Source organism: Citrobacter sp. MGH104 (assembly GCF_001034485.1).
Taxonomy (GTDB): Bacteria; Pseudomonadota; Gammaproteobacteria; order Enterobacterales; family Enterobacteriaceae; genus Citrobacter; species Citrobacter freundii.
Genome location: NZ_KQ089818.1, coordinates 1,679,138 through 1,693,279 on the forward strand (window position 1 = coordinate 1,679,138; position 14,142 = coordinate 1,693,279).

General features: G+C 52.1%; 18 protein-coding genes. 12 read left to right on the forward strand and 6 right to left on the reverse strand.

Features of this window, described 5'->3' with window-relative positions; translation table 11 throughout:
• Positions 1-36: 36 nt before the first annotated feature.
• The 4 genes from rsmE to ruvX all read left to right on the forward strand — a co-directional run bounded on the left by rsmE (position 37) and on the right by ruvX (position 2,826).
• On the forward strand, positions 37-768 hold the full coding sequence (gene rsmE, locus SK34_RS07800) for a 16S rRNA (uracil(1498)-N(3))-methyltransferase (RefSeq protein ID WP_003027080.1): 732 nt from the start codon (positions 37-39) through the stop codon (positions 766-768).
• A 19-nt stretch (positions 769-787) separates the two neighbouring features.
• On the forward strand, positions 788-1,735 hold the full coding sequence (gene gshB, locus SK34_RS07805; protein ID WP_003027083.1) for a glutathione synthase: 948 nt from the start codon (positions 788-790) through the stop codon (positions 1,733-1,735).
• 111 nt (positions 1,736-1,846) lie between these two features.
• Positions 1,847-2,410 (forward strand): YqgE/AlgH family protein, encoded by a 564-nt coding sequence (locus SK34_RS07810; RefSeq protein ID WP_003027086.1) that lies wholly within the window; start codon positions 1,847-1,849, stop codon positions 2,408-2,410.
• Positions 2,410-2,826 (forward strand): Holliday junction resolvase RuvX, encoded by a 417-nt coding sequence (ruvX, locus tag SK34_RS07815; protein ID WP_003027087.1) that lies wholly within the window; start codon positions 2,410-2,412, stop codon positions 2,824-2,826. Before SK34_RS07810 ends, ruvX begins: the two co-directional genes overlap by 1 nt.
• Here ruvX and SK34_RS07820 read toward each other — a convergent pair.
• Positions 2,823-3,803: a type IV pilus twitching motility protein PilT gene (locus tag SK34_RS07820; protein ID WP_016150970.1), complete on the reverse strand. Its 981-nt coding sequence runs from the start codon at positions 3,801-3,803 to the stop codon at positions 2,823-2,825. The genes ruvX and SK34_RS07820 overlap by 4 nt on opposite strands.
• A 17-nt stretch (positions 3,804-3,820) precedes the next feature.
• On the opposite strand from SK34_RS07820, the gene SK34_RS07825 reads away from it, so the two are divergent.
• The 5 genes from SK34_RS07825 to hemW are packed head-to-tail and all read left to right on the forward strand — an operon-like array spanning position 3,821 to position 7,127.
• Positions 3,821-4,525: a YggS family pyridoxal phosphate-dependent enzyme gene (locus SK34_RS07825; protein WP_003838215.1), complete on the forward strand. Its 705-nt coding sequence runs from the start codon at positions 3,821-3,823 to the stop codon at positions 4,523-4,525.
• 18 nt (positions 4,526-4,543) lie between these two features.
• Positions 4,544-5,110: a YggT family protein gene (locus SK34_RS07830; RefSeq protein WP_003027097.1), complete on the forward strand. Its 567-nt coding sequence runs from the start codon at positions 4,544-4,546 to the stop codon at positions 5,108-5,110.
• Positions 5,107-5,397 (forward strand): DUF167 family protein YggU, encoded by a 291-nt coding sequence (gene yggU / locus SK34_RS07835; protein ID WP_003027101.1) that lies wholly within the window; start codon positions 5,107-5,109, stop codon positions 5,395-5,397. The genes SK34_RS07830 and yggU overlap by 4 nt, the downstream gene beginning before the upstream one ends.
• Positions 5,398-5,404: 7 nt before the next feature.
• Positions 5,405-5,998 carry an XTP/dITP diphosphatase gene (locus tag SK34_RS07840; RefSeq protein WP_003027104.1) on the forward strand — a complete coding sequence of 198 codons (594 nt, stop codon included), beginning with the start codon at positions 5,405-5,407 and terminating at the stop codon, positions 5,996-5,998.
• Complete coding sequence (gene hemW, locus SK34_RS07845) at positions 5,991-7,127, forward strand: radical SAM family heme chaperone HemW (RefSeq protein WP_032937402.1); 1,137 nt, start codon at positions 5,991-5,993, stop codon at positions 7,125-7,127. The genes SK34_RS07840 and hemW overlap by 8 nt, the downstream gene beginning before the upstream one ends.
• A 62-nt stretch (positions 7,128-7,189) precedes the next feature.
• On the opposite strand, the gene SK34_RS07850 is transcribed toward hemW, so the two are convergent.
• The 5 genes from SK34_RS07850 to trmB all read right to left on the reverse strand — a co-directional run bounded on the left by SK34_RS07850 (position 7,190) and on the right by trmB (position 11,363).
• Positions 7,190-8,197, reverse strand: coding sequence for a DUF1202 family protein (locus SK34_RS07850; RefSeq protein WP_048232778.1), 1,008 nt, complete (start codon positions 8,195-8,197; stop codon positions 7,190-7,192).
• Positions 8,198-8,313: 116 nt separating this feature from the next.
• Positions 8,314-9,360: an L-asparaginase 2 gene (gene ansB / locus SK34_RS07855; RefSeq protein ID WP_003027108.1), complete on the reverse strand. Its 1,047-nt coding sequence runs from the start codon at positions 9,358-9,360 to the stop codon at positions 8,314-8,316.
• Positions 9,361-9,548: 188 nt separating this feature from the next.
• On the reverse strand, positions 9,549-10,268 hold the full coding sequence (locus SK34_RS07860) for a YggN family protein (protein ID WP_032950065.1): 720 nt from the start codon (positions 10,266-10,268) through the stop codon (positions 9,549-9,551).
• Positions 10,269-10,317: 49 nt separating this feature from the next.
• Positions 10,318-10,644: a YggL family protein gene (locus SK34_RS07865; protein ID WP_003027115.1), complete on the reverse strand. Its 327-nt coding sequence runs from the start codon at positions 10,642-10,644 to the stop codon at positions 10,318-10,320.
• Positions 10,644-11,363 (reverse strand): tRNA (guanosine(46)-N7)-methyltransferase TrmB, encoded by a 720-nt coding sequence (gene trmB, locus SK34_RS07870; RefSeq protein ID WP_003027117.1) that lies wholly within the window; start codon positions 11,361-11,363, stop codon positions 10,644-10,646. Before trmB ends, SK34_RS07865 begins: the two co-directional genes overlap by 1 nt.
• Before the next feature lie 160 nt (positions 11,364-11,523).
• Here trmB and mutY point away from each other — a divergent pair, with 160 nt between their 5' ends.
• The 3 genes from mutY (at position 11,524) to mltC (ending at position 14,045) form a co-directional block, all read left to right on the forward strand.
• Positions 11,524-12,576, forward strand: a complete 1,053-nt coding sequence (gene mutY / locus SK34_RS07875; RefSeq protein WP_048233782.1) for an A/G-specific adenine glycosylase — start codon at positions 11,524-11,526, stop codon at positions 12,574-12,576.
• A 27-nt stretch (positions 12,577-12,603) separates the two neighbouring features.
• On the forward strand, positions 12,604-12,873 hold the full coding sequence (locus tag SK34_RS07880) for an oxidative damage protection protein (protein ID WP_003027126.1): 270 nt from the start codon (positions 12,604-12,606) through the stop codon (positions 12,871-12,873).
• 86 nt (positions 12,874-12,959) lie between these two features.
• Positions 12,960-14,045 (forward strand): membrane-bound lytic murein transglycosylase MltC, encoded by a 1,086-nt coding sequence (gene mltC, locus SK34_RS07885; protein ID WP_049001609.1) that lies wholly within the window; start codon positions 12,960-12,962, stop codon positions 14,043-14,045.
• Positions 14,046-14,142: the final 97 nt, after the last annotated feature.

Genomic DNA, 14,142 nt, shown 5'->3' on the forward strand with positions numbered 1-14,142 from the left:
TGTTGCAGCCCAGGGCCATGACGCGGATGTTTAACTATGCGCATTCCTCGCATTTATCACCCAGAGCCACTCGCTTCCGGTAGCCAAATTTCACTGTGTGAAGATGCTGCCAACCATATCGGCCGCGTACTACGTATGGGGCCAGGCCAGCCGCTACAGCTGTTTGATGGCAGCAATCAGGTATTCGACGCCGAAATTACCCACGCCAGTAAGAAAAGTGTGGAAGTGAAGGTGCTTAACGCTGAACTCGACGATCGGGAATCACCGTTGCATATCCACCTGGGCCAGGTAATGTCGCGCGGTGAAAAAATGGAATTTACTATCCAGAAATCGATTGAACTGGGTGTAAGCCTCATTACGCCACTTTTTTCTGAGCGTTGCGGCGTTAAACTGGACAATGAACGCCTGAACAAGAAGCTCCAGCAGTGGCAGAAAATCGCTATTGCCGCCTGCGAACAGTGCGGTCGTAATCGGGTGCCTGAAATTCGCCCGGCAATGGATCTGGAAGCATGGTGCGCAGAACAGGACGAAGGACTGAAGCTCAATCTGCATCCTCGCGCCAGCGCCAGCATTAATACGCTGCCGCTCCCGGTGGAGCGTATCCGCTTGCTGATTGGCCCGGAAGGTGGGTTGTCGGCAGATGAAATTGCCATGACCGCACGGTATCAGTTTACTGATATTCTGTTAGGACCTCGCGTTCTGCGTACTGAGACAACTGCGCTCACCGCCATTACCGCGCTTCAGGTGCGTTTTGGCGATCTGGGCTAAGGCATAAACGGAGAAGAACATGATCAAGCTCGGCATCGTGATGGATCCCATCGCAAGCATCAACATCAAGAAAGATTCCAGCTTCGCAATGCTGCTGGAAGCGCAACGCCGCGGTTACGAAATTCATTATATGGAGATGGCCGATCTTTATCTGATCAACGGCGAAGCCCGCGCCCATACGCGTACCCTGAGCGTAGAGCAGAACTACGACAAATGGTATGAGTTCAAGAGCGAGCAGGATCTCCCGCTGGCAGACCTGGACGTTATTCTGATGCGTAAGGATCCGCCGTTTGATACCGAGTTCATCTACGCGACCTATATTCTGGAACGTGCAGAAGAGAAAGGAACGCTGATCGTCAACAAACCGCAGAGCCTGCGCGACTGCAACGAAAAGTTGTTCACCGCATGGTTTGCCGATCTGACGCCGGAAACGCTGGTCACGCGTAATAAAGCGCAGCTGAAAGCCTTCTGGCAAAAACACAGCGACATCATTCTCAAACCGCTGGACGGCATGGGCGGGGCCTCTATTTTCCGCGTGAAGGAAGGCGATCCGAACCTTGGCGTTATTGCGGAAACGCTGACCGAGCACGGTACCCGCTACTGCATGGCGCAGAACTATCTGCCAGCCATTAAAGACGGCGATAAACGCGTGCTGGTGGTCGATGGCGAACCCGTTCCTTACTGCCTGGCGCGTATTCCGCAGGGCGGCGAAACCCGTGGCAACCTGGCCGCAGGTGGTCGTGGCGAGCCGCGTCCATTAACCGACAGTGACTGGGAAATTGCCCGTCGCATTGGGCCAACGCTGAAAGCGAAAGGTTTGATTTTTGTCGGTCTGGATATCATTGGCGATCGTCTGACGGAAATTAACGTCACCAGCCCAACCTGTATTCGTGAAATTGAAGCGGAGTTCCCGGTTTCGATTACCGGTATGCTGATGGATGCCATTGAGGCGCGCCTGCAAAAATAAAAGAACTCGCCGGTAGAAGGGACCCTACCAATACTAATAGTGACAGCGCTCCTGTTTGCCCACATACTGGGCGCTGTTGCTTTTTTGAACCAGGAAACAGAACCTCTGACAATGAATTTACAGCATCACTTTCTAATTGCCATGCCTGCTCTCCAGGATCCAATTTTCCGCCGTTCCGTGGTGTATATCTGCGAACACAATGAGAACGGAGCAATGGGGATTATCGTCAATAAGCCTCTGGAAAACTTACAAATTGAAGGGATTCTGGAAAAGCTGAAGATTACTCCAGAAGAACGCGATCCGGCCATTCGTCTGGATAAGCCCGTGATGCTCGGCGGCCCGTTGGCAGAAGACCGTGGATTTATACTTCATACCCCACCGTCGCGCTTTGCATCCAGTATTCGCATTTCTGATAACACCATCATCACAACCTCCCGCGATGTATTAGAAACTCTGGGCACGCAGGAGCAACCATCCGAGGTGCTGGTGGCATTAGGCTATTCATCATGGGAAAAGGGCCAACTGGAACAAGAGTTACTGGATAACGCCTGGCTTACGGCCCCTGCCGATCTCAACATCTTATTCAAAACGCCGATTGCCGACCGCTGGCGCGATGCGGCGAAGCTTATCGGGATAGATATTCAGACCATGCCCGGCGTGGCGGGACACGCATGATGAACGGAACATTACTCTCTTTTGATTTTGGTACGAAAAGTATCGGCGTCGCCGTGGGTCAGCGCATTACCGGTACGGCCAGGCCATTGCCCGCCATCAAAGCACAGGACGGTACGCCAGACTGGAATTTGATTGAACGCCTGCTGAAAGAGTGGCAACCGGATGAAATCATTGTCGGCCTGCCGCTCAACATGGATGGCACCGAGCAGCCCCTTACCGCACGCGCACGTAAATTCGCTAATCGCATTCATGGTCGCTTTGGCGTAACCGTAACGCTGCACGATGAACGTTTGAGCACCGTCGAAGCCCGCTCAGGCCTGTTTGAGCAAGGCGGTTACCGGGCGTTGAATAAAGGCAAAGTGGACTCCGCTTCTGCCGTTATTATCCTGGAAAGCTATTTCGAGCAGGGCTATTAAAGCCGCCCCTGCGCCTGTCGCTGCTGCAAACTTTGTGCAAATGTCTGCATACCTGTCTGCTGCCCGGTTTGAATCACGCCGGGTAGCTGATGCGTTTTCCCTTCGCGGATCAAATTGCCCACGGCGGGCGTGTTGACGAGTAGTTCGAATAGCGCCACGCGTCCCCCCTGCTTATCCTCCTCAAGTTTTTGCGAAAGAACCGCCCGCAGGCTGTCTGCCAGTTGGTTACGCACAGGATCTTTCTCTGTTGCTGCAAAGGAATCCACCAGCCGCGCGATGGCCTGCGCCGCACCTCGCGTATGTAACGTTGCCAGCACCAGATGTCCGGTTTCCGCCGCCGTTAATGCCAGCCGAATGGTTTCCACGTCGCGCAGCTCGCCCAGCAAAATAACGTCGGGATCTTCGCGTAGCGCACCGCGCAAACCGGCGGCGAAAGAGGCGCAGTGTGCGCCCACCTCCCGCTGTTGAATCAGACAACGTCGGCTGGTGTAGCGATATTCAATAGGATCTTCCAGCGTCAGAATGTGCCCCTCAATATGCTGATTAAGATACTCCACCATCGCCGCCAGGGTCGTAGATTTACCGCTGCCGGTAGCGCCTGTCACCAGAATCAACCCATTTTCACTGTGAAGCAGTTCAGGTATGACCGCGGGAGGCTGAAGATCGTCTAAATGAGGACAATCCAGCGGTAGCAGTCTTAGCGCCAGCGAGGTTCCCTGCTGATGGACAAATGCGCTGGCGCGCAGCCGCCGGGAGTCCGTCAGGGTAACGGCAAAATCAATCTGCCCTTGCTCCTGCAACTGTACCTGTTGTTGCTCACTGAGCCAGCACATCAGCAGATTCTCTACGTCAGGCGTGGTAAACGGTGCGCTTTCGACTTTTCCACGCCTGCGCCAACGCGCGGGCCATGCATTGCACAGGTGTAGATCCGACACGTTATGCTTTACACTAAGGGCCACTATTTCTTCCATATTCATATGAACATCCTCGGAAAATGAACGATATCGCGCATAACCTGGCACATGTCCGGGACAAAATCTCAGCCGCCGCGACGCGTTGCGGGCGGTCTTCAGAAGAAGTTATGTTGCTTGCAGTCAGCAAAACCAAACCTGCGAGCGCCATCGAAGAAGCCATTACCGCAGGGCAGCGTGCCTTCGGTGAAAACTATGTCCAGGAAGGGGTGGATAAAATCCGCTACTTTCAGGAAAAAGGCGTCAACGATCTGCAGTGGCACTTTATCGGCCCGCTGCAGTCCAACAAAAGTCGTCTGGTCGCCGAGCACTTTGACTGGTGCCATACGATCGACCGTCTACGTATCGCTGCCCGTCTGAGCGAACAGCGCCCGGCAGACTTGCCGCCGCTGAATGTGCTGATCCAGATTAATATCAGCGATGAGAACAGTAAGTCAGGGATTCCGCTGGCAGAGCTTGATGCCCTGGCCGCTGAAGTCGCTGCGCTGCCGCGCATTACCCTGCGTGGTTTGATGGCTATTCCCGCTCCTGAGTCAGATTATGTAAGGCAGTTTGAAGTTGCACAGCAAATGGCTGTAGCATTTGCCGGGTTGAAAACACGCTATCCAAATATCGATACGCTCTCGCTGGGGATGTCTGATGATATGGATGCCGCTATCGCGGCGGGTAGCACGATGGTGCGCATCGGCACTGCCATTTTTGGTGCTCGTGATTACACTAAAAAATAAGGAAAATTAAGGAACACCATGAATACGTTGACCTTCCTGCTCTCAACGGTAATTGAGCTGTATACCATGGCGCTGCTGCTGCGCGTGTGGATGCAATGGTCTCGCTGCGATTTCTACAACCCGTTCTCGCAGTTTATTGTGAAAATCACTCAGCCCATTATTGGGCCGTTACGCCGTATTATTCCGCCAATGGGGCCCATTGACAGCGCATCAGCATTAGTCGCGCTCGTTCTCAGCTTTATCAAAGCCATCGTGCTATTTAAGGTGGTCACGTTCCAGCCGATCATCTGGATCGCCGCCGTGCTGATTGTCCTGAAGACCATTGGGCTGCTGATTTTCTGGGTGCTGCTGGTAATGGCGATTATGAGCTGGGTCAGCCAGGGCCGCAGCCCGGTGGAGTACGTGCTGATTCAACTGGCGGATCCGCTGTTGCGTCCTATCCGTCGCATACTTCCAGGCATGGGCGGGATCGATTTCTCCCCAATGATTCTGGTTCTGCTGCTCTATGTCATTAACATGGGTATCGCAGAAGTGTTACAGGCGACAGGCAACATACTGCTGCCGGGGCTGTGGATGGCGCTATGAGTGCCGTTACACCCTGCGACGACGGTCTGGTTTTACGGCTCTATATTCAGCCGAAAGCCAGCCGTGACAGTATTGTGGGTTTACATGGCGACGAAGTTAAAGTCGCCATTACCGCCCCGCCGGTCGATGGACAAGCCAACAGCCATCTGGTGAAGTTTCTCGGCAAACAGTTCCGCGTAGCGAAAAGCCAGGTCGTTATTGAGAAGGGCGAGCTTGGTCGTCACAAACAGGTTAAAATTATTCATCCGCAACAGATCCCGCCCGAAATTGCGGCGCTAACTGATTAGGTATCCCATGCAAAAAGTTGTCCTCGCGACCGGCAATGCCGGTAAAGTGCGTGAACTCGCCTCTCTTCTGAGTGATTTCGGTCTTGATGTTGTTGCCCAAACGGATCTGGGTGTTGATTCTGCAGAAGAGACCGGGCTGACGTTTATTGAGAACGCCATTCTGAAGGCGCGTCATGCCGCGCAAATTACGGGTTTGCCAGCCATTGCTGATGACTCCGGCCTGGCAGTAAATGCCCTTGGCGGCGCGCCGGGTATCTATTCAGCCCGCTATTCCGGCGAAGATGCGACCGATCAGCAGAACCTGGAAAAACTGCTGCACACCCTGCGGGATGTCCCGGATGACCAGCGTCAGGCGCAATTCCACTGCGTGCTGGTGTATATGCGCCATGCGGACGATCCCACGCCTTTAGTGTGCCACGGAAGCTGGCCGGGCGTGATTACCCGTGAACCGGCCGGAAACGGTGGTTTTGGTTACGACCCAATCTTTTTTGTGCCGTCCGAAGGAAAAACAGCTGCTGAGCTGACCCGCGAAGAAAAAAGCGCGATTTCTCACCGCGGACAGGCACTGAAGCTGCTGCTGGATGCCCTGCGCAATGGTTAACCTTCCGCCGCTAAGTCTTTATATTCACATCCCCTGGTGCGTGCAGAAATGCCCGTACTGCGACTTTAACTCGCATGCGCTTAAGGGCGAGGTTCCTCATGACGACTATGTTCAGCACCTGCTGAGCGATCTGGATACTGAGGTGGCCCATGCCCAGGGGCGCGAAGTAAAGACAATTTTTATCGGTGGTGGTACGCCGAGCCTGCTTTCTGGCCCGGCAATGCAAACGCTGCTCGACGGCGTGCGTGCACGGCTGAATCTGGCCGCAGATGCAGAAATCACAATGGAGGCGAATCCCGGGACGGTGGAAGCCGATCGCTTTGTTGATTATCAACGCGCTGGCGTAAACCGTATCTCAATTGGCGTACAGAGCTTTAGCTCCGCCAAACTCGAGCGTCTGGGACGTATTCACGGACCGGAAGAAGCCAAACGAGCAGCACACCTGGCGAGCGGTCTGGGGCTACGCAGCTTTAACCTCGACCTGATGCATGGTTTGCCAGATCAGACGCTGGAAGAGGCGCTGGGCGATTTACAGCAGGCCATCGCGCTCAATCCACCGCATCTTTCCTGGTATCAGTTGACCATCGAACCCAACACGCTGTTCGGTTCCCGACCGCCTGTTTTACCAGACGATGATGCGCTGTGGGATATTTTTGAGCAAGGCCACCAGTTGCTGACCGCCGCCGGGTATCAACAGTACGAAACCTCAGCCTATGCAAAGCCGGGCTATCAGTGTCAGCACAACCTTAATTACTGGCGTTTTGGCGACTATCTCGGTATTGGCTGCGGCGCGCATGGCAAAATTACGTTCCCGGACGGGCGCATTCTGCGTACCACCAAAACGCGGCATCCGCGTGGCTACATGCAAGGGCGTTATCTCGAAAGCCAGCGTGATGTCGCCGAAGCCGATAAGCCGTTCGAGTTCTTTATGAACCGTTTCCGGTTGCTTGAGGCCGCGCCTCGCGCGGAGTTCAGACAATATACCGGACTTACCGAGGACGTTATTCGTCGACAAATCGATGAGGCTATTTCCCAGGGCTACCTGAGCGAATGCGATGAATACTGGCAGATTACTCAACACGGTAAGCTGTTTTTGAACTCTCTGTTGGAGCTGTTTCTGGCGGAGTAATGGCTGGTGAACATGGCGTTTTAAATCAAGTTCGGTAGCGCTAACGCTACCGAACTCGAAATTTATTTGATAATACCTTTGCGCCGTAAATCAGTAATCTCTCTATCCCAGCGCTCATACTCGCTTTTTAATTGATTGATCTGCGTATCCAGCGCCATTCCCTGACCACGCAGCTCACTTTGCTGGTCATAAAGCGGTTTCAGCTTTTCATCTTGCGCTGCCATCTCTTCTTTGATTTTTGCATTCATAAGCGCGTGCTGACGGTAATATTCTCGCTTCTGTTCATTAAGCGCAGTATCACGCGCAGCGCGTAACGGCGCAGCATCACATTCTGGTTTGGCCTGGCAGGAAGCAAGCGCGGGGTCGTATACGGTTTTATAGTAATGATTCTCGAATTTCAGCGGATCGTTTTGCCTGTCGATCTCGTACATTTGCTGCAACTTTTCTTGCATAACATCGCTGCGGGTACGGGGATTGCCGTTTGCATCCTTACCCCATGATTGCTTAATTTGCGTATCCAAGTCAGCAATCTGTTTTTCCACTTTATCTATCTGGATCTGAGCTTTTTCCTGAGCAATTTTTTTATCGTGATAGCTGGCCTCTATCCTGGCCAACTTTGGATAGAAATTGCTGTCGGTAATCACGAGGTACTGATCTTTATTTTCCGTTTTTGACAATGGATAACCGATATTTTTAGCCGCTGTTTGCATGGAAAAAAACTCAGTCCGCCACCCTGAAGCAGGTGTACCAACAGATGTCACCATGGCAGAAAATTTAACCTGATGACCTTTAACCCAGTTTTTTTCCATAAATTTATAGTCGCCCGCCATCCCGACCATGCTATAGAGATCTTCAGTAGCGGACATATCACCTTCTGCCGACCACGTTGCCTGGTTTCCTTCTGCGCTAATCAACTTTAACGAAATATCATCTAGCTTCATCAGTCCCGTAAAGTCGGCATAAAATTGGTCTTTAAGGATCTTGTCAGTCGGAGGAGTAACGTCATTAGCAAGGCAATATGTTGATAACATTGCCAGGAGTACAATTCCAGCAGTCCATTGTTTTTTCATTCGTGGGGCTCCACCCAAATAATAACAACAGTTATTATAACAAGGAGCATTATTGCGTGGGAATTACAATGCGTGTACAGAAACGAACCCCGGCCAAATGACCGGGGCCGGAGTGATTAATACTGATTAAACATTTCCTGGATCTGTTTAGGATCCTTGGTTTGAGTCAGCGCAAGCTGCAGCAGAACACGTGCTTTTTGCGGGTTCAGGGAACCTGAAGCCACAAATCCGTATTTTGCATCATCAACTTCTGCATCCTGCGTGGTGGCACCCGTTGGTACACGAGATGAACGCACCACAACGGTACCTTTATGCGCGGCGGTTGCCAGCGTATCGAAAATGGTTTTATACAAGTTACCGTTACCTACACCTGCACTAACGATCCCTGCGTAACCCGCATCTACCAGTGCTTTTGCCGGCAGATCGGAGGCGTTAGCATAGTTGTAAACAATCCCAACTTTCGGCAACTCGGTCAGCTTAGAAACATCGAACGGAGTAGACGTGGTGTGCTTACGCGCAGGCGTACGCTGGTAGTCGATTTTACCGTTATGAATGTAACCCAACGGGCCGTAGTTAACGGATTTGAAGGTAGCAACGTCGGTAGTGTTGGTTTTAGTCACGTCGCGACCATCCATAACGGTGTCGTTCATCACCACCAGCACTCCGCGGTTGGCAGAGGCTTTGTCTGCGGCAGTTACCACTGCGTTATACAGGTTGAACGGGCCATCAGCACTCATACCCGTAGATGGACGCATGGCGCCGACCAGCACGACCGGCTTGTTGCACTTGACGGTCAGGTCGAGGAAATAGGCGGTTTCTTCCATGGTATCCGTACCATGTGTCACCACGAAGCCGTCGGTTTTATCACACTCGGTATTAATCTTTTTGGCCAGCGTTAACCAGACTTCGTCATTCATATCCTGGGAGCCGATGTTCACCACCTGCTCGCCTTTAACGACAGCGATATCTTTCAACTGAGGTACGGCCTCAACCAGATTTTCTACGCCAACCTTGCCTGCCGTGTAGTTAGATTTTGTCGCGGAATCACCACCGCCAGCAATCGTCCCGCCGGTCGCTAAAATGGTGATGTTTGGCAGTGCAAGCGCCGCGCCGCTGAACCCCATAACCAGTGCGGCAAGTGCCGTTTTCTTGAAAAACTCCATGTTATTTCTCCAGTTACTTGAATTTGCAGCATTATGTCTATCCTACAGATGAATAATGTGACGAGTTCCAATTAACCAGATTTATATCTCCATCAAATTGTTATTCTTAGAGATGGATATCAAAAAAACAGAAAAGTACAAAATAAAACGGCGCAGAATGTTTCTGCGCCGTTAAAAAGAGGTGAAGATTATTTCAGAGTGCTAACCAGCGTTTTACGATCGTTTTCCAGCGTCACGACGCGGGCACAAACATCTTTGCCAAACTGTTGGAAGTCTTGTTCCTGATTCTTCCATTCGTTTTGAATTGAGGTTTGCAAGCCACCAAGGCTACCGAGCACGCCCTGCAACGGATTACCACCACCTTTGAGTACGGCTTTGGCACCCATTTCGTTGATGCTGTCCTGCAAAATACCGCCCATCGCCTGATTAACCAGCTGTTGTCCGTCCGCGCGAACTTGATCAATCGCCTTATAATGGAAGGTCAGGCCATCAGTTCGATGCTCGATGATACGGTTCATCTGCTCTTTCAATTGCGCATCCAGCTTGGTTAAGCGGCCACGCATGTTGCTGCTTTCACCGACCTCTTTGGCGATGATTTTATCCAGCGCCACGCGACCTTTCTCTACGCGCGCTCTGGCACCTTCGTCAATCCACGGCAGGCTGCTACGCAACGCCGCCTGATAATCTTTGGCCTGCTCACGCTGTGCGGCGTTCAGGCTGTACTGTTTACCGTTGAAGGTGACATCGCCGGTCTGGGTAATAATCAGGTCGCCGTTCTCGCCCTTCACCTGCACCGTTTGTGGGCTCAAAATCACATCGTCACGCGGGGTGACGCTGCACTGGTAATCTGCATGTGCGGCCATCGCCGTGAACGTTAGGACTGCCGCCAGCAGCGTTTTGCGCATCATATCTTTCCCTCAAGACAAATCGGGCCGGCATTTGCCGACCCTGTGCTACTTAGTCCCACCAAATATCGAAAAGTTCGCTGGTACGCACTTCTTCTAGTTTGTGCTCTTCCAGCCACTTACGCACGATTGCCTGGTGTTCTTCGGTGCATTTGCCGATTTCCTGCAGACAGATCAGACCTTCCCAGGCCAGATAGCCGCTGCCGTCAAAAGCCAGCTTGTTCGGTTCGATAACTTCATTGATAAAGTCATCAACGATTTGATCGACCTGCTCTCCAGATGTACCTTCCGGGAAACGCCATGCAACCGAAAATCCTACTTCCTGGAATTCTTCGATGTGCATCTTTTTACGCAGACGACGGCTACGGTTCTTTGCCATTATTTCACCCTCTCGAACATTAAGTCCCATACGCCGTGGCCAAGACGATGACCACGTTGTTCAAATTTGGTTACCGGGCGCGATTGTGGGCGCGGTACATAATCGTTACTCTCGGACTGGTTTTTATACCCGTCAATGGAGGACATCACTTCCAGCATATGTTCCGCATAAGCTTCCCAGTCGGTTGCCATGTGGAATACGCCGCCCAGCTTCAGCTTACTTAAGATATGCTCAGCAAACGGTACCTGAACGATACGGCGTTTATTATGACGTGCTTTATGCCACGGGTCAGGGAAAAACAGCTGAACCATAGATAAAGAATTGTCAGGAATCATTTTATGCAGGACTTCAACGGCATCATGGCACATGACGCGCAGGTTCTCGACACCCTCTTCATGGGCTGAAGCCAGACACGCACCAACGCCCGGCGAGTGAACCTCAATGCCAAGGAAATTCTGTTCCGGACGCGCTTTCGCCATTGCGACCAGCGACGCTCCCATACCAAAACCGATTTCCAGCGTGACTGGCGCATCACGGCCAAACAGTTCTGCGAAATTTACAGGCTCTTCGCTGAACTCAACGCCCATCACCGGCCAGTAGTTTTCCAGCGCGTGCTCCTGCCCTTTCGTCAGTCGCCCCTGGCGACGAACAAAACTACGAATCCGGCGCAGAGGGCGGCCGTTTTCATCAAATTCCGGTGAAATGACGTCGTTCTTCATAAAAGTTTAGTCTGCTGTGTTTGAGTTCTGAAAACGGGCATTATCCAAAGTTAGTTGCCGGATGCAAGTAAAGGAAGAAAGTGAGCAGCGGAAAGTTCCGGTTTACACCCCGTTGCCGCTGTGCTGCAATCTTGCCCCCGGCAATAATGAAACGGTAATCATGCAAGCGTCTCAATTCTCGGCTCAGGTTTTGAGCTGGTACGACAAATACGGGCGGAAAACGCTGCCCTGGCAAATTGATAAGACGCCTTACAAAGTATGGCTCTCTGAGGTAATGCTGCAACAAACTCAGGTTGCGACCGTTATCCCTTATTTTGAGCGCTTTATGGCGCGCTTCCCAACGGTAACGGATTTAGCCCATGCGCCGCTGGATGAGGTTCTGCATTTGTGGACCGGGCTGGGTTATTACGCCCGAGCGCGTAATCTGCATAAAGCCGCGCAGCAGGTTGTCACGCTACATAGCGGTATATTTCCGCAAACTTTTGATGAGGTGGCCGCCCTACCTGGCGTCGGTCGCTCAACCGCAGGCGCGATCCTTTCCCTCTCTCTGGGTCAGCATTTTCCGATTCTCGACGGTAACGTCAAACGCGTGCTGGCTCGCTGTTATGCTGTAAGCGGCTGGCCGGGTAAAAAAGAGGTCGAAAAGAAGCTGTGGGAGTTGAGCGAGCAGGTGACGCCCGCCCATGGCGTTGAGCGTTTTAATCAGGCGATGATGGATTTAGGCGCCATGGTCTGTACGCGCTCAAAACCTAAATGTTCGCTGTGTCCGTTGGAAAATGGCTGTGTGGCCAGCGCCAATGCAAGCTGGGCGTTGTACCCGGGTAAAAAACCCAAGCAAACGCTGCCAGAACGAACGGGCTATTTTTTACTGATGCAGCATAATGACGAAGTGCTGCTCGCACAGCGACCGCCCAGCGGCTTATGGGGTGGTTTATACTGTTTTCCACAGTTTGACGACGAAGATGGACTGCGCAACTGGCTGGCGCAACGGCAAATTAACGCAGATAATCTGACCCAACTTAATGCGTTTCGCCATACCTTTAGCCATTTCCACTTAGACATTGTGCCTATGTGGCTTCCTGTGTCTTCATTCGGCTCATGCATGGATGAAGGCAACGCGCTCTGGTATAACTTAGCGCAACCGCCGTCGGTCGGACTGGCGGCTCCCGTGGAGCGTTTGTTACAGCAATTACGTGCCGGTACACACGTTTAACGTACCGGTCGATAGAGAGGATTTTTTATGAGCAGAACGATTTTTTGCACTTTCCTGCAACGCGAAGCAGAAGGCCAGGATTTTCAGCTGTACCCGGGCGATCTGGGGAAACGCATCTACAACGAGATTTCTAAAGAAGCATGGGCGCAATGGCAGCATAAGCAAACCATGCTGATTAACGAGAAGAAGCTCAATATGATGAACGTTGAGCATCGTAAACTGCTTGAGCAGGAGATGATCAACTTCCTGTTTGAAGGCAAAGACGTGCATATTGAAGGCTATACACCAGAGTCTTAAGAACCGTTGCCGGATGGCGCTGCGCTTATCCGGCCTACGATTTACTCTGGTCCTTGCAAATAACAAACACAACACGCACTCCCGGAATGATGAAAAAATTTCTCGCGCTTGCCGTTATTGCGCCGTTGCTCATCTCCTGTTCCAGTTCGACCAAAAAAGGCGATTCCTATAACGAAGCCTGGGTCAAGGATACCAACGGTTTTGATATTCTGATGGGGCAATTTGCCCATAACATTGAGAATTTGTGGGGATTTAAGGAAGTGCTGATTGCGGGTCCAAAGGACTACGTAAAGTATACCGATCAGTATCAAACCCGCAGCCATATCAACTTTGATGACGGTACGATAACCGTCGAGACCATTGCCGGGACAGATCCCGCCGGACACCTGCGTCGGGCGATTATCAAGACATTGCTGATGGGGGATGATCCGGGTTCTATCGATCTCTATTCCGATGTCGACGACATTAAGATTTCCAAAGAGCCATTCCTGTACGGGCAGGTGGTCGATAATACCGGCCAGCCCATTCGTTGGGAGGGGCGTGCCACCAATTTCGCTGACTATCTGCTGAAAACACGCCTGAAAAGCCGCAGCAATGGTATTCGCATCATCTATAGCGTGACGATCAACCTGGTACCGAACCACCTTGATAAGCGCGCGCATAAATACGTCGGCATGGTGCGTCAGGCTTCGCGTAAGTATGGCGTCGATGAGTCGCTGATTCTGGCCATCATGCAAACCGAATCCTCATTTAACCCATATGCGGTCAGCCATGCCGATGCGCTGGGACTGATGCAGGTGGTACAGCACAGCGCCGGGAAAGATGTGTTTCGCTCGCAAGGGCGCTCCGGCACACCGAGCCGTAGCTTCCTGTTTGACCCGGCCAGCAACATTGATACCGGTACCGCCTATCTGGCTATGCTCAACAATGTCTATTTAGGCGGCATTGATAATCCAACGTCCCGTCGCTACGCGGTGATCACGGCATATAACGGCGGTGCGGGCAGCGTGCTGCGCGTTTTCTCGAACGATAAAATCCAGGCCGCGAATATTATCAACAGCATGACCCCGGGGGACGTTTATCAAACGCTGACTACCCGACATCCGTCGGCTGAATCACGCCGATACCTTTACAAGGTCAATTCCGCACAAAAATCATATCGACGCCGCTAATATATCCCCTCTTCTGCCCCGGTAAACGGGGCCCGGAAGAGGGTAAAGTGTTAACTCCATCACTCTTTTGCTTTGCAATCAGAAATTGTTTGCAAAT